Annotated in this window: 23 protein-coding genes; 16 read left to right on the top strand and 7 right to left on the bottom strand. The window is 59.4% G+C overall.

What is annotated here, in order from left to right; genetic code table 11:
* Positions 1–31: 31 nt before the first annotated feature.
* The 5 genes from solA to pyrC all read right to left on the bottom strand — a co-directional run bounded on the left by solA (position 32) and on the right by pyrC (position 3,587).
* Positions 32–1,147, bottom strand: coding sequence for an N-methyl-L-tryptophan oxidase (solA, locus tag ACK3SD_RS10755; protein ID WP_481125472.1), 1,116 nt, complete (start codon positions 1,145–1,147; stop codon positions 32–34).
* 140 nt (positions 1,148–1,287) lie between these two features.
* The gene (bssS, locus tag ACK3SD_RS10750; RefSeq protein WP_072925467.1) at positions 1,288–1,542 is read right to left on the bottom strand and encodes a biofilm formation regulator BssS; all 255 of its coding nucleotides are present in this window, start codon (positions 1,540–1,542) and stop codon (positions 1,288–1,290) included.
* A gap of 225 nt (positions 1,543–1,767) precedes the next feature.
* On the bottom strand, positions 1,768–2,037 hold the full coding sequence (locus tag ACK3SD_RS10745) for a hypothetical protein (RefSeq protein ID WP_481125471.1): 270 nt from the start codon (positions 2,035–2,037) through the stop codon (positions 1,768–1,770).
* Between the two features lie 184 nt (positions 2,038–2,221).
* A complete protein-coding gene (gene dinI / locus ACK3SD_RS10740; protein ID WP_137763552.1) occupies positions 2,222–2,464 on the bottom strand; it encodes a DNA damage-inducible protein I in 243 nt (80 codons plus the stop codon).
* Positions 2,465–2,531: 67 nt separating this feature from the next.
* Positions 2,532–3,587: a dihydroorotase gene (gene pyrC, locus ACK3SD_RS10735; RefSeq protein ID WP_481125470.1), complete on the bottom strand. Its 1,056-nt coding sequence runs from the start codon at positions 3,585–3,587 to the stop codon at positions 2,532–2,534.
* 214 nt (positions 3,588–3,801) lie between these two features.
* On the opposite strand from pyrC, the gene ACK3SD_RS10730 reads away from it, so the two are divergent.
* Positions 3,802–4,089: a putative quinol monooxygenase gene (locus tag ACK3SD_RS10730; RefSeq protein ID WP_137763550.1), complete on the top strand. Its 288-nt coding sequence runs from the start codon at positions 3,802–3,804 to the stop codon at positions 4,087–4,089.
* A gap of 82 nt (positions 4,090–4,171) precedes the next feature.
* Here the strand turns inward: ACK3SD_RS10730 and rne are convergent, their stop codons facing one another.
* The gene (rne, locus tag ACK3SD_RS10725) at positions 4,172–7,627 is read right to left on the bottom strand and encodes a ribonuclease E (RefSeq protein WP_481125469.1); all 3,456 of its coding nucleotides are present in this window, start codon (positions 7,625–7,627) and stop codon (positions 4,172–4,174) included.
* Between the two features lie 559 nt (positions 7,628–8,186).
* Between rne and rluC the strand changes: the two genes are divergently transcribed.
* Positions 8,187–9,146 (top strand): 23S rRNA pseudouridine(955/2504/2580) synthase RluC, encoded by a 960-nt coding sequence (gene rluC, locus ACK3SD_RS10720; protein WP_137763548.1) that lies wholly within the window; start codon positions 8,187–8,189, stop codon positions 9,144–9,146.
* Between the two features lie 39 nt (positions 9,147–9,185).
* Here the strand turns inward: rluC and ACK3SD_RS10715 are convergent, their stop codons facing one another.
* Complete coding sequence (locus ACK3SD_RS10715; protein ID WP_481125468.1) at positions 9,186–9,773, bottom strand: Maf family protein; 588 nt, start codon at positions 9,771–9,773, stop codon at positions 9,186–9,188.
* A gap of 140 nt (positions 9,774–9,913) precedes the next feature.
* Here ACK3SD_RS10715 and yceD point away from each other — a divergent pair, with 140 nt between their 5' ends.
* The 14 genes from yceD (at position 9,914) to ptsG (ending at position 22,279) form a co-directional block, all read left to right on the top strand.
* Positions 9,914–10,435 carry a 23S rRNA accumulation protein YceD gene (yceD, locus tag ACK3SD_RS10710; protein ID WP_481125467.1) on the top strand — a complete coding sequence of 174 codons (522 nt, stop codon included), beginning with the start codon at positions 9,914–9,916 and terminating at the stop codon, positions 10,433–10,435.
* Positions 10,436–10,451: 16 nt separating this feature from the next.
* Positions 10,452–10,616, top strand: a complete 165-nt coding sequence (gene rpmF, locus ACK3SD_RS10705; protein ID WP_137763545.1) for a 50S ribosomal protein L32 — start codon at positions 10,452–10,454, stop codon at positions 10,614–10,616.
* Positions 10,617–10,655: 39 nt separating this feature from the next.
* Complete coding sequence (plsX, locus tag ACK3SD_RS10700) at positions 10,656–11,690, top strand: phosphate acyltransferase PlsX (RefSeq protein ID WP_481125466.1); 1,035 nt, start codon at positions 10,656–10,658, stop codon at positions 11,688–11,690.
* A 6-nt stretch (positions 11,691–11,696) separates the two neighbouring features.
* Positions 11,697–12,650, top strand: coding sequence for a beta-ketoacyl-ACP synthase III (locus ACK3SD_RS10695; RefSeq protein ID WP_481125465.1), 954 nt, complete (start codon positions 11,697–11,699; stop codon positions 12,648–12,650).
* Positions 12,651–12,668: 18 nt separating this feature from the next.
* A complete protein-coding gene (gene fabD / locus ACK3SD_RS10690; protein WP_481125464.1) occupies positions 12,669–13,598 on the top strand; it encodes an ACP S-malonyltransferase in 930 nt (309 codons plus the stop codon).
* 13 nt (positions 13,599–13,611) lie between these two features.
* Entirely contained in the window at positions 13,612–14,346 is a 735-nt protein-coding gene (gene fabG / locus ACK3SD_RS10685; protein ID WP_137763541.1) for a 3-oxoacyl-ACP reductase FabG, read from the top strand.
* A gap of 154 nt (positions 14,347–14,500) precedes the next feature.
* Positions 14,501–14,737 (top strand): acyl carrier protein, encoded by a 237-nt coding sequence (acpP, locus tag ACK3SD_RS10680; protein ID WP_137763540.1) that lies wholly within the window; start codon positions 14,501–14,503, stop codon positions 14,735–14,737.
* Between the two features lie 85 nt (positions 14,738–14,822).
* Positions 14,823–16,064: a beta-ketoacyl-ACP synthase II gene (fabF, locus tag ACK3SD_RS10675; RefSeq protein WP_137763539.1), complete on the top strand. Its 1,242-nt coding sequence runs from the start codon at positions 14,823–14,825 to the stop codon at positions 16,062–16,064.
* A 145-nt stretch (positions 16,065–16,209) separates the two neighbouring features.
* Positions 16,210–17,010: an aminodeoxychorismate lyase gene (pabC, locus tag ACK3SD_RS10670; RefSeq protein ID WP_481125463.1), complete on the top strand. Its 801-nt coding sequence runs from the start codon at positions 16,210–16,212 to the stop codon at positions 17,008–17,010.
* 14 nt (positions 17,011–17,024) lie between these two features.
* Complete coding sequence (mltG, locus tag ACK3SD_RS10665; protein ID WP_481125462.1) at positions 17,025–18,050, top strand: endolytic transglycosylase MltG; 1,026 nt, start codon at positions 17,025–17,027, stop codon at positions 18,048–18,050.
* A 6-nt stretch (positions 18,051–18,056) separates the two neighbouring features.
* Positions 18,057–18,698, top strand: a complete 642-nt coding sequence (gene tmk, locus ACK3SD_RS10660; protein WP_481125461.1) for a dTMP kinase — start codon at positions 18,057–18,059, stop codon at positions 18,696–18,698.
* On the top strand, positions 18,695–19,690 hold the full coding sequence (holB, locus tag ACK3SD_RS10655; protein ID WP_481125460.1) for a DNA polymerase III subunit delta': 996 nt from the start codon (positions 18,695–18,697) through the stop codon (positions 19,688–19,690). The genes tmk and holB overlap by 4 nt, the downstream gene beginning before the upstream one ends.
* Positions 19,691–19,712: 22 nt before the next feature.
* Positions 19,713–20,501, top strand: coding sequence for a metal-dependent hydrolase (locus ACK3SD_RS10650; protein WP_481125459.1), 789 nt, complete (start codon positions 19,713–19,715; stop codon positions 20,499–20,501).
* 344 nt (positions 20,502–20,845) lie between these two features.
* Positions 20,846–22,279 carry a PTS glucose transporter subunit IIBC gene (gene ptsG / locus ACK3SD_RS10645; protein ID WP_137763533.1) on the top strand — a complete coding sequence of 478 codons (1,434 nt, stop codon included), beginning with the start codon at positions 20,846–20,848 and terminating at the stop codon, positions 22,277–22,279.
* Positions 22,280–22,316 lie beyond the last annotated feature (37 nt).

The raw sequence follows: 22,316 nt of genomic DNA, 5'->3' as shown, positions 1-22,316 counted from the left end.
TATTCTGCGCCTGTATATTATTGCGGGCCGGTCAGTCGAAACGGTTCAGGCGGAACGGCGTGAGGTCAAAGGGAATGGGCTGGTCATCGGCATAAAGGGCAGCAATCTCCCCGAGGACACTGGCAAATTTAAAGCCGTGGCCACTCAGGCCGGTGATGACCATCGCCTGCGGGCAGTCGGGCAGGGTATCAATGATAAAGTCCTCGTCTGGCGACATGTCATAGCTGCACGCTTCGCCATGCAGGCAGACACCGACACCCGGCAGGAAGCGGCGCAGGAAGCGGAACACCTCGGTGCCATCCTCCGCCACACTGCCGAATGGCCGGCACTCCGCCAGCGTCTCAATTGGCTGGCCGCCATTGTGCTTGCCCAGTTTCAGCCCCTCTTTGCCCGCCGGGAAGCCGTAGTAGTGGTCATTTTCGCCCGCTTCAACGGTGAAGGCCGGGAAGTGGTTCTCCTGGCTGTAGCGCCCATCGGCCTGATGCCAGGCGAAAACCTTGCGCACCGGCTGCATCGGCAGCTCAGGCAGCAGCGCTTTCACCCAGCTACCGGCGCAGATCACCACTTTGCGTGCGGTAAATACCCCCTCCGGCGTGGTGACGCTCATACCCTGTTCCAGCGGGGTAACGGCGCTGACCGGGCAGTTGAACAGCTGGGCACAACCGGCCTCACGGGCCAGCCGGATGTAGCTTTCAATCGCCTTTTCACACTCCAGCACCCCAGAGCGCGGCTCAAAAATCCCGATGAATTCATCCGGCACGGTAAACACCGGCCAGCGTGCCTGTACCTGCTGGGAGTCCAGTATCTCCACTGGCAAACCGTGGCGCTCCGCGCTCTGGCGGACATTGTGCAGGAAGGCTGACTGCGCTGAGCCAATATTGATGACGCCGCAACGGTGGAACACTGTGGCTTCGCTCTGCGTCGCCAGCTGTTCCCATAGCGCCTGCGCGCGCAGCACCAGCGGCACATAGCGTTCACCCTCACCATAGGCATGGCGAATAATGCGTGTCTGGCCGTGGTGGCTGCCGCTCTTGTGCGGCGGCATTGCGCTGTCAATCATCAGCGTCTTCAGCCCGGCCTGATGCGCATAGTAGCCCGCCGCCGCCCCAACGGAGCCGCTGCCGACAATGATCAAATCATATTCCATGAAACTGCTTCCTCTTAGGCACCCTGAATCCTAGCCATGATAGAGATCTTCCCGCCAATGACAATGCGTGGCGCAGGGGGCGGCCTGAAAATGCAAAAGGCACCCGGAAGAGGGTGCCTTAGGCCGAGAGGTAAACAACATTAATGTTTACGGTGATCAAGATCCAGGTATTCATTGGATTCGATTTTTGCGATGCCAGCTTCAAGAATGGAGACGAGTTGCCGTGCAACATCGGTAGTCAGCCATAATGTCCTGTCGACATGGGCCTCTTCGGGTGACTGGTCTGTTGAAGACAGGTAATGAAGACGAATCATCATGGCGTCGTAAACATCGACGGTACTGATATCCCAACCTACGAGCGGGTGTGTCTGAATTACTTCATCTTTTCTGTCCATATAGACCCCTTAGGTGGTAGTGACTAACGTGAGTGACTAACTGAGGATCAAGGCGGCTCGTTATCAGGTGAGCAGGTTAAGTATAAGCACGGCCGACAGGTTTTTGGAAAGTAAAAGTTGATGCTAGGCTAAAAAAATGCCTGAACGGGCAGGAATTGAGCAAAATTCGCTTTTTTTCTACTTAAGCTATAGGAACCTCCCCGGCCACGCCGGAGAGGCTAAATTTTATTCGGCAGTGGGGGTAATCGTTGGAGAAAATCGTTTTTCCCACTGTTCCGCCAGCTCGGCGAAATGCTTCTGCGTCTCGGCATCCCGATTCTGGTTTTGGGCTTCCAGTTTCAGGCTGTGAATCATTAATTGTGCTGATTTATCGTCATGACTGAATGCCAGATAAGAGAATGCCGCTTCCAGTACACCTAACCGCCGTTGCTGATCGCGGATCAGCTCCAGCAGCTCGCCAAACGTCATTGCCTCTTCTGGTTTTTCGGTGACCATGTGTTTCTCCTGTTTGATGACAAGCCAGATATAGACGCCGCTGTGGGCAGCCCGGCACGGGGAGCCGCCGGAGCGGGAACGCTAAGAAGACCACTTAATGCTATATCGGCTTGGGCAAGTTGAACAGGGGAGAGCGGCAGATAAAAAAGCCGGGAAGCGACGCCCGGCAAAAAACAGCGAAAGGTCAGAGATCGGTGGTGAACCACTCATCGGCGCTCTCCCAGGTTTGCTGGAGGATCTCTTCGATGAGTGCCCGGTCTGTTTTGGCGCCGCCCAACACGGAGAGATGGTTGGCGCCAGCATAACGCACCTGTACCGATACGCCGTCGAACTGCTGGTTCAGGCGTTTACTCAGCTCACCAGAGAGCGCCTCAAGGGCACCACCTGGCAAGGGTTTGGTTTTATCAAGGGTCAATTCAACACGCATTACGCACCCCCTGCGCCAGATTTACCTGTTTATTTATACAGTATGGCGTGAGGGTGCGCAAGCCCGTTTAAGCGCTCTGGTTGCGTACCCGCCACGGCAGCGTCTGGCCGGCTAGGAAGGGCACAATGGTGTCGCCGGGCAGGGCAATCTCTTGCGGCTGGGTTACCTCGACGCGCTCCAGCTCAATGAAATCCTCATTGACCGGCAGACCGTAGAACTGCGGGCCGTTGAGCGAGGCGAAGGCCTCCAGATGCTCCAGCGCGCCCAGCTCCTCAAAGACGGTGGCATAGGCAGACATCGCCAGCGGCGCGTTGAAGCAGCCAGCACAGCCACAGCTGGACTCCTTGCGGTGGCGGGTGTGCGGCGCGGAGTCAGTGCCGAGGAAGAAGCGGTCACTGCCGCTGGCGACCGCACGGCGCAGCGCCTCCTGGTGGATATTGCGCTTCAAGATGGGCAGGCAGAACAGATGGGGACGGATGCCGCCCACCAGCATGTCATTGCGGTTGAACATCAGGTGCTGGGGAGTGACGGTGGCACCGAGGAAACGGTCGCCGTTCAGCACGTACTCTGCCGCATCTTTGGTGGTGATGTGCTCAAACACAATCTTCAACGACGGGAAGTGGCGGCGGATAGGATCCATCACCTCATCAATGAAACGCGCCTCGCGGTCGAAAATATCCACGTGCGCATGGGTCACCTCGCCGTGGATCAGCAGTGGCATACCGATCTTCTGCATCTGCTCGAACAGCGGATAGATGCCCGGCACGTGCGTCACGCCGTGGGAGGAGTTGGTGGTGGCATTGGCCGGGTAGAGTTTAGCGGCGGTAAAGATGCCCTGCTCAAAGCCCTGCACCAGTTCATTGGCGTCCAGGGTGTCAGTTAGGTAGCAGGTCATCAGCGGTTCGAAACGGTGGCCCGCGGGCACGGCCGCCAGGATACGATCCCGATAAGCAATCGCTTGCTTACACGAGGTGACAGGGGGAACCAGATTCGGCATGACGATCGCCCGGCCAAAAACCTCGCTGGTGTAGGGCACCACGGTTCTGAGCATGTCATCATCACGCAGATGGATGTGCCAGTCGTCAGGGCGGCGGATCTTCAGAACTTGCGGTCGTGCGGTCATTTCAAACTCCGGCATAAATAAAAAAGGCGTTATGGGCGGCCTTGTGAAGAGGCGATTTATGGCGGGGTGTAAGCATAAGCGGAAAGCGCCGTCGATGCATCTGTTTGTTAATCCAAAGTTGAAATCGATTGCGTGATGGGGCCATAGTGAGTGTATTCATTCGGCCGGGGCCGCATTATCCGCAGGCCCGGCCTCATTATTAAGGAGTTTACCTATGGAAGTGCGTGTCGTCGCAACCTTGGTCGCCAAGCCTGAACATCAGGAAGAGGTGGCCAGCACACTGCATGAGATCATTGAGCCGAGCCGGCTGGAAGTGGGGTGCATTCAGTATGAACTGCATCAGGACAGCGAAGATCCAGCCTGCTTTGTCTTCTTTGAGCGCTGGCGCTCGCAGGAGGCGCTGGATAAGCACAATAACAGCGAACACTTTGGCCGCTTTGCCAGCCAGCTGGAGGGCAAGCTCGCCTCCCTGGATATCAAAACGCTGAAACAGATTGCCTGACCACTGGGCGCAGGCATAAAAAAACCCGCCAATTGGCGGGTTTTTCTTATCTACCAACCCCCCCATGGGGAGGGCGGCAGGCTTACTCGCTCATTTCTGGGCGGGTAGCCGGGGCAGTGGCGGTGCTGGCCGCCGCGTGGCCGCCAGCGGAGCCTTTGCCTTCAAAGTTGAAGGTTGGGCGCTGCCAGTTGCTTTCGCGTGGTGCTTCCGGCTGGTAGGCCGGGGCCGGTGCCTTGGTCATCGGTGCCGTGGCGTGATGCTTGAAAGCAACCTGCGACTGTTCAGCTGCCTGGGCGGCTTCGGCCACCAAGGTCGCCTTGGCTGCTTCCTCTTCCACTGCCGGGGCAACCTCAACGTTGGTTGCAGGCGCGGCTTCCACTACGGCTTCTTCAGCCTGAGGGGCAGCGTTTACGGCAACCGGTGCCGGGGTTTCTGCCTCAACCGGCGCAGAAGTGTCGGCCGGAGCGGCCTCTTCCACTGCGTGGGTGATTTCAGCAGGCTCGACCTCATGAACCGGCTGCGCTTCCGGGGCTGGCGCTGGCTCGGCCACGGCGTGCTCTGCCGGTTCCGCCAGACGGGCTGCCTCTTCCGTCACCACTGGCGTCTCAGCCGGGGCCTCTGCTGGCGCCTCTGCTGAGATGGCTGGCGCGGCGGCAATCGGCTCTGCCGGTTGCTCAGTGGCCGGGGCTTCCACCGGGGCTGGCTGTTCAGCTGGCTCGGCGTTCACCGGTTCCACGTCCATCTCAATGGCACCCTGCGGCGCTTCAATCACCACGCTGTCAGCGTTGACCAGCGGATCGGCGACAATTTCCAGCGTCGGGGTAGCGACCTCTGCGGCGTCAGCCACCTCATCTTCCGGTTTGTTGCGGTAGACGTAGTCACCGTTCTCATGCAGTTCAGCAATGCCAGCAGAGAGTGCAGTGTGCGGCGACATCTCTTCATGATGCTCTTCCGCAGCGGCCGTCACTGGATAGCTGACCCACACTTTGCCAGAGGCCATCTCTGGTGAGGCGAAGGCGCCTGCCAGCGGCACTGGCGACTGGGACGGGTAACGCTCATCACGATAACGGCGGCGACGCTGGCCACTGACGCGCAGGTGACGCGGCGAACGGCGTGAACGGCGCGGCATACCGCCCTCGTTGCCATTGCGCGACTCGGCGTTGTTCTCCTCCTCGGCGGGCGCGGCGGTGTCGCTCTCTGCCTGTACGACTGGCAGTGGCTGCTCGTCACCAATACGCACACGCTGGGTCAGCTGGCGGCGTTCACGGCGCTGCATGACCGGCTGCGGACGATCTTCCTGCTCAACATCATCGGCGTTGGCGGCGACTGCCTCCTGGGTTGCCACGATCTCTTCGGTCTTGGCATCCAGCTGCGCTTTGCGCTTCTCTTCCTGACGACGGCGCTGGCGCTCGGCACGCTGCTCACGGCGTTGCTGCTGCTCTTCACGCAGCGCCTTTTCCGCCTCTTCACTGCGCTCAACCACCACATCCTGATTGCGTTTGTTGCGGCGCTGATCGTCACGTGGCTCGCGGGATTCACGCGGCTCACGGGCCTCGCGCGGCTCACGGGCTTCACGCGGCTCGCGGGACTCACGCGGTTCACGCGCCTCGCGTGGCTCACGGTCGTCACGCTGACGGCGGTCACCATTGCGGTCCTTGCGGTTGCCATTCTGGCGGCGTGGCGCACGGCGCTCACGATCGTTGCGACGGGTATCGCTGCTCTCTTCCTGCTTCACCACCGGCTCTTCTACCGGTTTGGCTTCCGGTTGCGGCTCGGCAGCGAACAGGTTTTTCAGCCCACCCAACAGGCGGCCAAAGAAGCCAGGGGTTGGCGCGGCAGCAGCCGGAGCCGGTTTCGGCTGGGCGACAGGCGCGGCAGCGGCAGCTGGCTTGGCCACAGGGGCTTTTTCCTCAAACACCGGCGGGGCTTCGGCAGGCAGGGCGAAGGTCGCCAGCGCCGGCTGCTCCGGGCGTTTGCGCTCGGCTGGCATGTCGTCGGATGGCTGCACCATCTCTGCCTCATGCAGCTGCGGCAGCAGGTAGCTGAGGGTCGAGGTCTCTTCCCCTTTGCGCACGCGCAGCACGGAGTAGTGCGGGGTGTGCATCTGGTCGCTTGGCACGATAACGGCACGGACGCCGCCCTGGCGCTTCTCAATCGCATTCACCGCTTCACGTTTTTCATTCAGCAGGTAGGAAGCGATCTGCACCGGCACAATGGCGTGCACCTCTTTGGTGTTCTCCTTCAGTGCTTCCTCTTCGATCAGGCGCAGGATGGAGAGCGACAGCGATTCGTTGTCACGGATGGTGCCGGTGCCGCTACAGCGCGGGCAGACGTGGTGGCTTGACTCGCCCAGCGATGGGCTGAGGCGCTGGCGGGACATCTCCAGCAGGCCGAACCGGGAGATGCGGCCGATCTGGATACGGGCGCGGTCCTGGCGCACGGCGTCGCGCAGGCGGTTCTCCACCTCGCGCTGGTGGCGCACCGGGGTCATGTCGATAAAGTCGATAACGATCAAGCCACCGAGGTCACGCAGGCGCAGCTGGCGGGCAATCTCGTCGGCCGCTTCCAGGTTGGTGTTGAACGCCGTCTCTTCAATGTCGCCGCCGCGGGTGGCGCGAGCGGAGTTGATGTCGATGGCGGTCAGCGCTTCGGTGCTGTCAATCACGATGGAGCCGCCAGAGGGCAGGCGCACTTCACGCTGGAAGGCAGACTCAATCTGCGACTCGATTTGGTAGTGGCTGAACAGCGGGATCTCGCCGGTGTAGAGCTTTATCTTGCTGCTGAAGTCCGGGCGGCCCAGCGCGGCGATGTGCTCTTTTGCCAGGTCGAGGATCTTCGGGTTATCGATCAGGATTTCACCGATGTCCGGGCGCAGGTAGTCGCGGAAGGCGCGGACAATGACGTTGCTCTCCTGATGGATCAGGAAGGGCGCCGGTCGGCCCTCTGCGGCTTTCTTGATGGCGTCCCAGTGCTTGATGCGGAAAGAGAGATCCCACTGCAGCGCTTCGGCGGACTTGCCGACGCCAGCGGTGCGCACAATCAGCCCCATGCCGTCTGGCAGTTGCAGGGCAGAGAGCGCCTCTTTCAGCTCGGTGCGGTCGTCACCTTCGATACGACGGGAGATGCCACCCGCGCGCGGGTTATTCGGCATCAGTACCAGATAGCTACCCGCCAGGCTGATGAAGGTGGTTAGGGCCGCGCCCTTGTTGCCACGCTCTTCTTTATCTACCTGGACAATGACTTCCTGGCCTTCGCGCAAGACATCTTTGATGTTGGGGCGACCGTGGGAGGCGTAGTTACTGGGGAAATATTCGCGGGCAATTTCTTTGAGGGGGAGAAAACCGTGTCGCTCGGCACCGTAATCAACGAAGGCGGCTTCGAGGCTAGGTTCTATACGTGTGATTTTGCCTTTATAGATATTGGCTTTTTTCTGTTCATGGCCCGGACTTTCAATATCCAGATCATACAACCGCTGTCCATCTACAAGGGCAACACGCAACTCTTCCTGCTGAGTTGCGTTAATCAACATTCTTTTCATCTTAACTTACTCGTTATTTTTGCATTGTCGATAAAGCTGCGGGCAAAATAACCTCCTGACCGGTTTTACCGTTGGCCCCGTGTCTTCTCGCTAAGCCGTCAACCTCCCGGTTGTCGCCTGCATAGGGGCGCATTACTTCGGTAAGCCCGTTTTTCTTTGTGAAAAGCGGCGCTCTTTGTAGGGGAATAGCCTCTCAGTTACGTCGACAGATCTCATTCCATTATGCCGGCCAGGCTGCAACCCGCAGCCCGCTAATTGCTTGATTTATCACTACGTCTTACGCCATTGCTGCGTTTGTGCGATCAGGCAATATTATTATTCCGCTATTTTCCCTGTCTCAACGAGAATCAACGCGGAAAGTAGACGCATTATTCCATTGCTGACACGGTTATAGCAAGGTGACTTTAGCAGTGCCTAACAAGAAACTCACGCACTAGAAAGCATGGCGATCACGGTTGCCGAGTTAATAGCCAACTTTGCGCCACAAGCGGCGTGAAAAGCCGCGCCGCATCACAAAAATCAGTGGCGCGAAACCGGCCGGGTATTTAGAATCGCCGCCATGAAAACAGAGAACCCATCAGTGCAGATCGTCACCATCTCCGACGATCAGGCCGGCCAGCGTATCGATAACTTTTTGCGTACCCAGTTGAAAGGGGTGCCGAAGAGCATGGTTTACCGCATCGTGCGCAAGGGCGAAGTCAGAGTGAACAAAAAGCGCATCAAACCGGAGTACAAGCTGGAAGCCGGGGATGAGGTGCGCATCCCGCCGGTGCGCGTCGCCGAGCGTGAGGAGCCGCAGGTTTCCGCCAAGCTGGACAAGGTGGCGGCCCTGGCGGAGTGCATTTTGTATGAGGATGAGCACCTGCTGATCCTCAACAAACCCGCAGGCACCGCAGTACATGGCGGCAGCGGTCTGAGCTTTGGCGTGATTGAGGGGCTGCGCGCCCTGCGCCCGGAGGCCCGTTTCCTCGAGCTGGTGCATCGCCTCGACCGTGATACCTCTGGCGTATTGCTGGTGGCGAAAAAGCGCTCGGCGCTGCGTTCGCTGCATGAGCAGCTGCGCCTGAAAGGGATGCAGAAGGACTATCTGGCGCTGGTGCGCGGGCAGTGGCAGTCCCACTGCAAGGTGGTACAGGCACCGCTGCTAAAGAATATTTTGCAGAGCGGCGAGCGCATCGTGCGCGTCAACAGTGAGGGCAAGCCGTCGGAGACTCGCTTCAAGGTCGAGGAGCGCTTCACCTTCGCCACACTGGTCAAGGCCAGCCCCATCACCGGGCGCACCCACCAGATCCGCGTCCACACCCTGCACGCCGGGCACCCCATCGCCTTTGACGATCGCTATGGCGACCGCGAGTTCGACAGCCAGTTGGCCTCGACCGGGCTAAAACGCCTGTTCCTCCATGCGGCGGCGCTGCGCTTTGAGCACCCGAACAGCGGTGAAACCATGCGCATTGAGGCCCCACTGGATGCGGCGCTGCAACGCTGCCTGAACGTGCTGCGTAAAGAGGCGAAAGCCTGACCCTACTTAAGGCGCCCATGGGCGCCTTTTTGTTGGGCGCTACCCGAGCAGCGGATTAACGCCCTCGGCGCGCAGCAGCGCCAGCAAGGCGATCAGCGGCATCCCCACCAGGGTGTTGGGGTCGCGCCCCGCCAGACGCTCAAACAGGCTGATGCCAAGCGCCTCACTCTTGAAGCTGCCAGCGCAATCCAGCGGCATCTCACGCGCCAGGTAGCCGTGGATCTCCTCATCGCTCAGGGCGCGGAAGTGCACGTCAAAGGTCTCACATACCTGCTGCAACCGGCCACTGGCGCTGTTGTAGAGGGCCAGCCCAGTATAGAAAGTGACGCAGCGGCCGCTGGCGCGCCGCAGTTGCGCGAATGCACGCTCAAGGGTGTGCGGCTTGCCCGTTATCTCACCGTCCAACACACAGACCTGGTCAGAGCCTATAATAAGGTGGTGCGGAAACGCCTCAGCCAGCGAACGGGCCTTGGCGGCGGCCAGCCGGGTCACCAGCGTGTCGGCCTCTTCGCTGGGCTGTGGCGTCTCATCGGCGTCAGGCGCGGCAGTGGTGAACGCGAGGCCGGTTTTTTCCAGCAGTGCGCGGCGATAGGGGGAGGTGGAGGCGAGGATTACAGGGATGGACATATTTTTTCCACAAACCATAGCGTAATTGAATTCAGCATTTTAAACTATCGGCCGCTGCGGAAGCGAATATTGGTGAAAGGTGCGGTTAACCGGCCTTTTTCTTTGACTCTATGTCGTTACAAAGTTAATATGCGCGCCCTATGCAAAAGGTAAAATTACCCTTGACCATTGATGCGGTTCGTACCGCCCAGAAGCGTTTAGACTACTCCGGTGTCTACTCGCCTGAGCAGGTAACACGAGTTGCCGATTCCGTGGTCAGTGTGGACAGTGACGTACAGACCTCTCTGTCGTTCAACATTGATAACCAGCGGCTGGCTGTGATCTCCGGGACATCGGATGTGACAGTGACGCTGGAGTGTCAACGTTGCGGCAAGCCGTTTGAGCATCACGTTCACGCAACGTATTGTTTCAGCCCGGTCGTCAGTGATGAGCAGGCTGAGGCATTGCCGGAAGCCTACGAACCGATCGACGTCGACGATTTTGGCGAAGTTGATCTGTTGGCAATGATTGAAGATGAAATCATTCTTTCACTGCCGGTGGTTCCGGTACATGATTCTGAACACTGTGAAGTGTCCGACGCGGACATGGTCTTCGGTAAACTGCCTGAAGAGGCGGAGAAACCCAACCCATTTGCCGTATTAGCCAGTTTAAAGAAAAAGTAATTGAGGAGTAAGGTCCATGGCCGTACAACAGAATAAACCAACCCGTTCCAAGCGTGGCATGCGTCGTTCTCACGATGCTCTGACCACCACCACTCTGTCTGTGGACAAAACGTCTGGTGAAACCCACCGTCGTCACCACATCACTGCCGACGGTTACTACCGCGGTCGCAAGGTTATCTGAGTAGCTTTTGCTAAGTAATTTAGCAAAGCGATAGATGCCTTGGCTTGTCTGACCCTCGCGTTAGATGCAATGGGCGGGGATTTCGGTCCGTCCGTCACAGTGCCTGCTTCATTGCAGGCACTGGCCTCCAATCCAGAGCTCAACCTTCTTTTAGTCGGTGATCCCGACGCGATTTCGCCCCATCTGCACAAAACCGATCCGTCTTTATTGACGCGCTTGCGGGTCATTCCTGCTGAATCGGTGATAGCCAGTGATGCCAAGCCGTCACAGGCGATCCGCAACAGCCGCGGCAGCTCAATGCGCCTGGCGCTGGAGCTGATCAAGCAGGGGGACGCGCAGGGGTGCGTCAGCGCAGGCAACACCGGCGCGCTGATGGGACTGGCCAAGCTGGTGCTCAAACCCCTGACGGGTATTGAACGGCCAGCGCTGATGAGCGTACTGCCCAATCAGCAACGCAGTAAGACCGTGGTGCTCGACCTTGGCGCCAATGTGGCGTGCGATAGCACAATGCTGGTCCAGTTCGCTGTGATGGGGGCCGTCATGGCGGAAGAGGTGGTCGGCATAGCCCAGCCCCGGGTGGCATTGCTCAACATCGGGGAAGAAGAGACCAAAGGCCTGGATAATATCCGCGAAGCCGCCGCCGTGCTAAAAAGAACGCCCACAATAAACTATATAGGCTATCTTGAAGGCAACGACTTGCTGACTGGCAAGACGGATGTCCTGGTGTGTGACGGCTTCGTGGGTAACGTCACCCTGAAGACCATGGAAGGTGTGATAAGACTCTTTTTGTCACTCCTCAAATCCTCTGGCGAAGGGAAGCGGAAAGCCTGGTGGGTAACACTGCTGGGCAGATGGTTACAGAAACGCGTGGCAAAGCGGTTCGGTCATTTGAACCCTGACCAGTATAATGGCGCATGTCTGTTAGGATTGCGGGGCACTGTTATCAAAAGCCACGGCGCAGCGAATCAACGAGCATTTGCTGTCGCGATTGAACAGGCTGTGCAGGCGGTGCAGCGGCAGGTCCCTGAACGTATTGCCGCGCGCCTTGAGGCTGTATTACCCAAGAGTGACTGATCGTACATGTATACTAAGATTCTCGGTACGGGGAGCTATTTACCCGTACACGTGCGTACTAACGCCGACCTTGAAAAAATGGTGGATACCTCCGACGAATGGATCGTCACCCGCACCGGTATCCGTGAGCGCCGCGTGGCCGACGCCAACGAAACCGTCTCAACGATGGGTTTCGAAGCGGCGCAGCGCGCGCTGGACATGGCTGGCATCAGCAAAGATGACCTGGGCCTGATCATTGTCGCCACTACCTCCGCCAGCCATGCCTTCCCCAGCGCCGCCTGCCAGATCCAGCAAATGCTGGGCATCAAAGACGCAGCTGCGTTTGACCTGGCCGCTGCCTGTGCCGGCTTCACCTACGCCCTGAGCGTGGCTGACCAGTATGTCAAAAGCGGCGCCGTGCGCCACGCGCTGGTCATTGGCTCCGATGTGCTGACCCGTACCCTTGACCCGCAGGATCGCGGCACCGTGATCCTGTTCGGTGATGGCGCGGGCGCCGTGGTGCTGGGCGCCTCGGAAGAGCCGGGGATCCTCTCCACCCACCTGCATGCCGATGGCAGCTACGGCAACCTGCTGACCCTGCCGCACCATAACCGCCAAAGCCCGGACACCCCGGCTTACCTGACCATGACCGGCAATGAGGTCTTCAAGGTGGCGGTAACGGAGCTGGCGCACATCGTGGATGAGACGCTGGCGGCCAATAACCTTGACCGCAGCGAGCTGGACTGGCTGGTGCCGCATCAGGCTAACCTGCGCATTATCAGCGCGACCGCCAAGAAGCTGGGCATGAGCATGGACAACGTGGTGGTGACGCTTGACCGTCATGGCAATACGTCCGCAGCCTCCGTGCCCTCCGCTCTGGATGAAGCGGTGCGCGACGGGCGCATCCAGCGCGGCCAATTGGTGCTGCTGGAGGCCTTTGGTGGCGGTTTCACCTGGGGCTCGGCACTGGTTCGTTTCTAACCTCGCGAGATAAAAATAATGACGACATTTGCAATGGTATTCCCTGGGCAGGGTTCCCAGGCGCTGGGTATGCTGGCTGACTTGGCTGCGCAGTACCCGATTGTGGAAGAGACCTTCTCACAAGCCTCCGCGGCGCTGGGTTACGACCTGTGGCAGCTGGTTCAGCAGGGGCCAGCAGAAGAGCTGAACAAGACCTGGCAGACCCAGCCGGCACTGCTGGCGGCCTCTGTGGCCATCTGGCGCGTCTGGCAGCAGCAGGGCGGCGCGATGCCAGCCATGCTGGCTGGCCACAGCCTGGGTGAGTACTCAGCGCTGGTGTGCGCTGGCGTGCTGGAGTTCCAGGAAGCGATCCGTCTGGTGGAACTGCGTGGCAAGCTGATGCAGGAAGCCGTGCCGGAAGGCACGGGTGCGATGTCCGCGATCATCGGCCTGGACAATGACGCCATTGCCAAGGCGTGTGAAGCGTCTGCGGAAGGGCAGGTGGTATCACCGGTCAACTTCAACTCCCCAGGCCAAGTCGTGATTGCCGGCAACAAAGAGGCCGTAGAGCGCGCCAATGCCGCCTGTAAGGCTGCTGGCGCGAAGCGTGCCCTGCCGCTGCCGGTCAGCGTGCCGTCCCACTGTGCGCTGATGAAGCCTGCCGCAGAGAAACTGGCGCAGGCGCTGGAGAGCGTGACCTTCTCCGCCCCAGCCATCCCGGTCGTCAACAACGTTGACGTGAAGAGCGAAACCTCGCCGGAAGCCATCCGCAGCGCGCTGGTTCGCCAGCTCTACAGCCCGGTTCGCTGGACCGAGAGCGTGGAGTTCATGGCCGCCAATGGCGTGGCGCACCTGATTGAAGTAGGGCCGGGCAAAGTATTGACCGGTCTGACCAAACGTATTGTTGACACCCTGACAGCGGCTGCGGTAAACGATCCGGCCAGCCTGTCGGCGGCGCTTGAACAATAAAAAGAGGAAAACAATGAGCTTCGAAGGAAAAATTGCCCTGGTAACTGGGGCAAGCCGCGGCATCGGCCGGGCTATCGCTGAGACGCTGGTCGCGCGCGGCGCCAAAGTTATCGGCACCGCAACCAGCGAAAAAGGGGCTGAAGCCATCAGCGCCTATCTGGGCGAGAACGGCAAGGGCCTGATGCTGAACGTGGTGGATTCCGCCTCAATTGACGCCGTACTGGCAACAATTCGTGCGGAATTCGGCGAGATCGATATTTTGATCAACAACGCCGGTATCACCCGTGACAACCTGTTGATGCGTATGAAAGATGATGAGTGGCAGGATATCCTGGACACGAACCTGACTTCCGTATTCCGTCTGTCAAAAGCGGTAATGCGCGCTATGATGAAAAAGCGTTTTGGCCGTATCATCACCATTGGTTCCGTCGTCGGCACCATGGGCAATGCAGGTCAGGCGAACTACGCGGCGGCTAAAGCGGGTCTGATTGGTTTTAGCAAATCTTTGGCACGTGAAGTTGCTTCACGTGGCATTACCGTTAACGTCGTGGCGCCCGGCTTTATTGAGACGGACATGACACAGGCGTTGACAGAAGATCAACGCGCAGGCATTTTGGCCCAGGTTCCGGCTAGCCGGCTTGGGGAAGCTAAAGAAATCGCCAGCGCTGTTGCTTTTTTAGCCTCTGATGAGGCTGGCTATATCACCGGTGAAACGTTACATGTCAATGGCGGCATGTATATGATTTAAAAATCACGAAAACTATTTGCGTTATTTGAGGTAAACACCGCAAAATAGCGTAAAATCGTGGTTTGACCAGCCGGGATTTAGTTGCATCTTTTTCAACATTTTATACACTACGAAAACCATCGCGAAAGCGAGTTTTGATAGGAAATTTAAGAGTATGAGCACTATCGAAGAACGCGTTAAGAAAATCATCGTTGAACAGCTTGGTGTTAAGCAGGAAGAAGTTACAAACAACGCTTCTTTTGTTGATGACCTCGGCGCTGATTCTCTTGACACCGTTGAGCTGGTAATGGCTCTGGAAGAAGAGTTTGATACTGAGATTCCGGACGAAGAAGCTGAGAAGATCACTACTGTTCAAGCAGCCATTGATTTCATCCAGGCTAGCCAGCAGTAAGCGAACATATCTAGGCGGTCATTCGACCGCCTAAGTTTTTCTATCCCTGAGTATCAATATTTTTTTCCCTCCCTGGAGGACAAACGTGTCTAAGCGTCGAGTTGTTGTGACCGGACTGGGCATGTTGTCTCCTGTCGGCAATACTGTAGAGTCCACGTGGAAATCTCTCCTTGCCGGTCAGAGCGGCATCAGCCTAATCGACCATTTCGATACTACTGCCTATGCAACGCGTTTTGCAGGCTTAGTAAAGGATTTTAACTGTGAAGACTTCATCTCGCGCAAAGATGCACGCAAGATGGACGCCTTCATCCAATACGGCGTTGCGGCCGGTATCCAGGCCATGCAAGATTCCGGTATTCAGGTCACGGAAGAGAACGCCACCCGCTTCGGGGCAGCTATTGGCTCCGGCATCGGCGGACTGGGCCTGATCGAAGAGAACCATACCGCGCTGGTCAATGGCGGCCCCCGCAAAATCAGCCCGTTCTTTGTGCCCTCCACCATCGTCAACATGATCGCCGGCCACCTGAGCATCATGTATGGCCTGCGTGGCCCGAGCATCTCCATTGCCACCGCCTGTACCTCTGGTGTGCACAACATCGGCCATGCTGCCCGTATCATCGCTTATAACGATGCGGACGTCATGCTGGCTGGCGGCGCAGAAAAAGCCAGTACCCCATTGGGTGTCGGCGGTTTCGGTGCGGCACGCGCGCTCTCCACCCGCAATGATGCCCCACAGGCGGCCAGCCGTCCTTGGGATCGCGACCGTGACGGCTTTGTGCTGGGTGACGGCGCAGGCATCATGGTGCTGGAAGAGTATGAGCATGCGAAAAAACGCGGCGCGAAAATTTATGCAGAGATCGTCGGTTTCGGCATGAGCAGCGACGCTTACCACATGACCTCTCCGCCGGAAGATGGCGCAGGCGCGGCGATGGCGATGAAAAACGCCCTCCAGGATGCCGGCCTGACCACCTCTGACATCGGTTACATCAATGCCCACGGCACCTCCACCCCTGCGGGTGACAAGGCTGAAGCGCAGGCGGTGAAATCGGTGTTCGGTGACGACGCGAAACGTGTCATGGTCAGCTCCACCAAATCCATGACCGGCCACCTGCTGGGCGCGGCGGGTGCCGTGGAGTCAATCTTTACCGTACTGGCGTTGCGCGATCAGGCCGTGCCGCCGACCATCAACCTGGACAACCCGGATGAGGGCTGTGACCTGGACTTCGTGCCGCATGAGGCGCGTCAGGTGAAGGAGATGGAGTACACCCTGTGCAACTCGTTTGGCTTTGGCGGCACCAACGGCTCGTTGGTCTTCCGTCGGGTATAAATAACGATAACGCGCAAGCGAGATGCCTACCTAAGCCCGGTTCTGCCGGGCTTTTTTATTGCGGCAGCGCCAGCGGCCGGAACCCCGGTGGCGATTGCCAGTCTCAGGACACAAGGATTTTTACATTTTAACCGTTGGAGGCGCGATGTATTGGATCAACGGCCAGCCCGCCACCACTCTGCCGGTCAGCGACCGGGGTATGCAGTTTGGCGATGGTTGCTTTACCACTGCCCGCGTACAGGCGGGGGAGGTGCAGTGGCTCACCGCCCATCTGGCGCGCCTGCAAGCTGGCACAACGGCGCTCAGAATTGAGGGCGTGCCTTGGGCATCACTGGCGATAGAGATGCAACAGGCCGCTGCCGCGCAGGGGGAGGGGGTATTGAAAGTGGTGCTGACGCGCGGCAGCGGCGGGCGCGGCTACAGCCCAGCTGGCTGCCAGCAGCCGACGCGCGTAGTCAATACTTCTGCTTATCCCGCGCACTACCACCTCTGGCGTGAGCGTGGCATTACGCTGGCGCCCAGCCCGGTGCCGCTGGCGCAAAGCCCGCTGCTGGCCGGCATCAAACATCTCAACCGGCTGGAGCAGGTGTTGATTCGGATGCATCTTGAGCAGACAACCGCCGAGGAGGCGCTGGTGCTTGACACTTCCGGGATGCTGGTGGAATGCTGTGCGGCTAATTTATTTTGGCGCCAGGGCAGGCGGGTAAAGACGCCGGATCTGCGTCTCTCGGGCGTGGACGGTATCATGCGCCGGCATATTTTGGCGCTGTTGGCCGAGCGGCCGGAGTATCAGGTCGAGATTGTCCGGGAACCCCTCGCGGCGCTGGCGGAGGCGGACGAGGTACTGGTCTGCAACGCGCTGATGCCGTTGCTGCCGGTGAAAAGTGCGGCGTCATGGCGCTATCACTCCCATACCCTCTATCAGGCATTGGCCCCCCATTGTTAACTATTGGCTGTTGAATGAAAAATAAGAGACTGAAGCTTCTCGTGTTACTGGCCGCGGCCTTGATTGCGGCGGCAGTGTTTGTCTACCAGAGCACGGAACACTTTGCCGACCAGAAATTGACCATTCGTCAGGAGACGATCTTTACCCTGCCAGCGGGGACGGGCCGCACTGGCCTGGAGACGCTGCTGAACGAGCAGCAGGTGCTGGCACCCAGTCCGTGGTTCGCCTGGCTGCTGCGTATTGAGCCTTCGCTGGCGAATGTCAAGGCTGGCACCTTCCGCTTTACGCCGGGCATGACCGTGCGACAGATGCTGGCACTGTTGGTGAGCGGCAAAGAGGCGCAATTTGGCATTCGCTTCATTGAAGGGCTGCGCCTGACCGACTGGTTGCAGGTGTTGCAGGCGGCCCCCTACCTGAAACATGAGCTGGCGGGCAAGGATGAGGCCGCCATTGCCGCGGCGCTGGGCATCAACGCGGGCGAAAAAGTGGAGGGGCAGCTCTACCCCGATACTTACCTCTACACCGCTGGCATGAGCGATCTCTCGCTGTTGAAACGTGCCTATGCACGGATGCAGAAGAGCATCGCGGAGATTTGGGCACAGCGTGCGCCCAACCTGCCGTACAAAACGCCCAATGACCTGCTGACCATGGCTTCCATCATTGAGAAGGAGACCGCCGTCAGTGAGGAGCGTGATGAGGTGGCCTCGGTATTTATCAACCGCCTGCGCATCGGGATGCGCCTGCAAACCGATCCGACCGTGATCTACGGCATGGGTGAAGCCTACAATGGCAACATCACCCGCAAGGATCTGGAGACACCGACCCCCTACAACACTTATGTCATCTCCGGCCTGCCGCCTTCGCCGATCGCCATGCCAAGTCTGGCCTCGTTGCAAGCGGCGGCGCACCCGGCCAAAACGCCCTACCTCTACTTTGTGGCGAATGGCACCGGCGGGCACACTTTCAGCACCAACCTTGAGAACCACAACAAGGCGGTGCAACATTATCGTGAAATCCTGAAAACCAGTGCGGGGCGCTAACCAACCATGAACGGCAAATTTCTTGTGATTGAGGGGCTGGAGGGTGCCGGCAAAACCACCGCCCGCGATACCGTGGTGGCAGCATTGCACTCCGCAGGCATTACCGAGATTGTCTTTACCCGTGAGCCGGGCGGCACACCGCTGGCGGAGCAACTGCGTACCCTGATCAAGCAGGGCATTGAAGGGGAGAGCCTGACCGCCAAGGCCGAAGTGCTGATGCTCTACGCGGCGCGCGTCCAGCTGGTGGAGACGGTGATCAAGCCGGCGCTGGCACGCGGTGCGTGGGTAGTGGGCGATCGCCATGACCTCTCCTCACAGGCGTATCAGGGCGGCGGGCGTGGCATTGACCCGCAGATGATGGCTACGCTGCGTGACGTAGCGCTGGGCGCATTTCGCCCTGACCTAACGCTCTACCTTGACCTGCCGCCGGCGGTGGGGCTGGAACGCGCGCGCCAGCGCGGTGCGCTGGATCGCATTGAACAGGAGTCGCTGGACTTCTTCGAACGCACCCGCGCCCGTTATCAGGCGCTGGCCGCCGAGGATGCGCGCATCCGCACCATTGATGCCGCCCAGCCGCTGCCACAGGTGTCGGCCCAGATTACCGCGGTGCTGCAACAGTGGCTGCAACAGCCGGGGCAGGGCGGATGAACTGGTATCCGTGGCTCAATGGCCCCTACCGCCAGCTGATTGGCCAGTATCAGGCCGGGCGCGGCCACCATGCGCTGCTGATTCAGGCCGAAGAGGGCAACGGTGCTGACGCGCTGGTCTACGGGCTGAGCCGCTGGTTGCTGTGCCAGCATCCACAGGGGGAGAAGAGCTGCGGCGAGTGCCACAGCTGCCGCCTGATGCTGGCTGGCAATCATCCGGACTGGCACGTGCTGGCACCGGAGAAGGGCAAAAGCGCGCTCGGCATCGACCGGGTGCGTCAGGTGATCGACTCGCTCTATCATCACGCCCAGCAGGGTGGGGCCAAGGTGGTGTGGCTGGCGCAGGCGGAGGGGCTGACGGAGGCCGCCGCCAACGCCCTATTGAAGACGCTGGAAGAGCCGCCGGAGAAGACCTATTTCCTGTTGGGCTGCCACAGCGCTGCCCGCTTGTTGCCAACGCTGCGCAGCCGTTGCAGCTACTGGCCGCTGCCCACGCCACCGGAGGCGCTGAGCAGCCAGTGGATCCAGCGCCAGCAGCCTGCGGAGGCACAGAGCGTGGCTACGGCGCTGCGGTTGAGCCGCGGCGCGCCGCTGGCCGCCGCCGCGCTGTTGCAACCAGAGCGCTGGCAGCAGCGCCAACAGTTGTGCCGTATGCTCGGCGAGCTGTTGCCCACGCGCAACCTGTTGGCGCTTCTGCCGCAACTCAACCACGAGGATGCCGCCGAGCGGCTACACTGGTTGAGCACGCTGCTGCTGGATGCCCTGAAGTGGCAACAGGGCGCGTTCCACTATCTGCTAAACCAAGACCAGCAACCGCTGGCGGCGGCACTGGCGGCGGCCCACTCGCCGGGCATGTTGCAGGCGACCTTGCAGGCGTGGCTCACCTGCCGCCACCAGTTGCTGACGGTCACCGCCGTCAACCGCGAGCTACTGCTGACGGAGTGCCTGCTTGGCTGGGAAGCCCGGCTCGCCGCGCCAACACCCTCCTTTTAACCGGTTGTAGAGTTTAAAAATTATGTTGTTAGTTGATTCGCATTGCCACCTTGATAGCCTGAACTATCAGGATCTCCATACCAGCGTCGATGACGCGCTGACCAAAGCGCACCAGCGCGGCGTGAAGTTCTTCCTGGCGGTGGCGACCACGCTGCCGGGCTACAGCGCCATGCGCGAGCTGGTTGGCGAGCGGCCCGATGTGGCCTTCTCCTGCGGCGTGCACCCGCTGAACATGGAGGAGGAGTATGAGGTGGAGACGCTGCGCCGCCTGGCCGCCGACCCGCGCGTGGTGGCGATGGGCGAGACCGGGCTGGACTACTTCTACCAGAAAGAGAACCTGCATGTGCAGCAGGAGTCGTTCCGCAACCATATCCGCATTGGCCGCGAGCTGAACAAACCGGTGATCGTGCACACCCGTGATGCGCGCGAAGACACGCTGGCGATCCTACGTGAGGAGCAGGCTGGCGAGTGCGGCGGTGTGCTGCACTGCTTCACCGAGGATCAGCCCACCGCGAAGGCACTGCTGGATCTGGGCTTCTATATCTCCTTCTCCGGCATCCTGACCTTCCGCAATGCCGAGCAGATCCGGGAAGCCGCGCGCTATGTGCCGCTTGACCGCATTCTGGTGGAGACCGACTCCCCCTATTTGGCGCCGGTGCCGCACCGTGGCAAGGAGAACCAGCCAGCCTATGTGCGCGACGTGGCGGAGTACATGGCCGTGCTGAAAGGCGTCTCCCTCGACGAGCTGGCCGCTGCCACCAGCGAAAACTTTTCTCGCCTGTTCCACGTTAATCTTCCTACCCTGGCCTAATCTTAAGGCGCACCGTGCCGGTGCTTTATTTTTCAGCGCGTAATTAATGGCGATGAAATCCTGTTCACCGGCACCCATTTTGGCGGCTTATCTGCCAATAAATTGCCTTTGCCGTTAAAAAATGTCATTTGAAATGAAAGATACATCTTTTATTTTGAGAAACGTGATTGTTATCAAACATTGCAAACGGCATTTATTTTACTCTTCGTAAAAATTAAAGGGGTGCTTCAGACACCCCCTCAGTAAAGGCTCTCTCCCCCCTTTACTGGACACCGGACTGCCTCCTCTTAGCTGTCAGGTGCATGTAGTACCAAGAGCACTATTACTCAGGAGCACACTCAATTATGTTCAAGAATGCATTTGCCAACCTACAGAAAGTAGGTAAATCGCTTATGCTGCCGGTGTCGGTACTGCCCATCGCAGGTATCCTGCTTGGGGTCGGTTCCGCCAACTTCAGCTGGTTGCCGCTCATCGTCTCCCATGTGATGGCGGAAGCGGGCGGCTCAGTGTTCGCCAATATGCCACTGATCTTCGCCATTGGCGTGGCGCTGGGCTTCACCAATAACGACGGCGTCTCGGCGCTGGCGGCAGTGGTGGCCTACGGCATCATGGTGAAAACCATCGCGGTGGTGGCCCCGCTGGTACTGCACCTGCCGGCAGAGGAGATCGCGGCGAAACACCTCGCGGACACCGGGGTGCTCGGCGGCATTATCGCCGGTGCCATTGCGGCGTACATGTTCAACCGTTTCTACCGCATCCAGTTGCCAGAGTATCTGGGCTTCTTCGCCGGGAAACGCTTTGTGCCGATCATCTCCGGCCTGGCGGCAATCATCCTGGGCGTGCTGCTCTCCTTCATCTGGCCTCCGGTCGGTACGGCGATCCAGACCTTCTCCCAATGGGCGGCCTACCAGAACCCGGTGGTGGCGTTCGGCATCTACGGCGTGGTTGAGCGCGCTCTAGTACCGTTCGGCCTGCACCACATCTGGAACGTACCTTTCCAGATGCAGATTGGTGAGTACGTGAACGCAGCTGGTCAGGTCTTCCACGGCGACATTCCGCGCTACATGGCGGGTGACCCGACCGCAGGTAAACTCTCTGGCGGCTTCCTGTTCAAAATGTACGGCCTGCCGGCCGCGGCCATCGCCATCTGGCACTCGGCCAAGCCGGAAAACCGCGCCAAAGTGGGCGGCATCATGATCTCCGCCGCGCTGACCTCGTTCCTGACCGGTATCACCGAGCCGATCGAGTTCTCCTTCATGTTCGTGGCACCGATCCTGTACGGCATCCACGCCATCCTGGCGGGTCTGGCCTTCCCGATCTGTATCCTGTTGGGGATGCGTGACGGCACCAGCTTCTCGCACGGCCTGATTGACTTCGTGGTACTGAGTGGCAACAGCAGCAACATCTGGCTGTTCCCAATCATCGGTGTCATCTATGGTCTGATCTACTACTCCATCTTCCGCCTGCTGATTGCCAAGCTGGACCTGAAAACCCCGGGCCGTGAAGATGTGGCGGGCGACAAGTCCACCCAGAGCGGCAGCGAAATGTCGGCAGCGCTGGTACAGGCCTTTGGCGGCAAAGAGAACATCACCAACCTCGACGCCTGCATCACCCGTCTGCGCGTCAGCGTGGCGGATGTCTCCCGCGTTGATCAGGCTGGGCTGAAGAAACTGGGCGCGGCTGGCGTGGTCGTGGCTGGCTCAGGTGTTCAGGCAATCTTTGGCACCAAATCCGACAACCTCAAAACGGACATGGACGATTACATCCGTAATCACTAATGCCGGTTGGGGAGCGACAGAGGGGGGCGAAAGCCCC

Source organism: Chimaeribacter sp. YP20170169, assembly GCF_056739715.1.
This window is presented reverse-complemented; position numbering and strand designations above follow the sequence as displayed.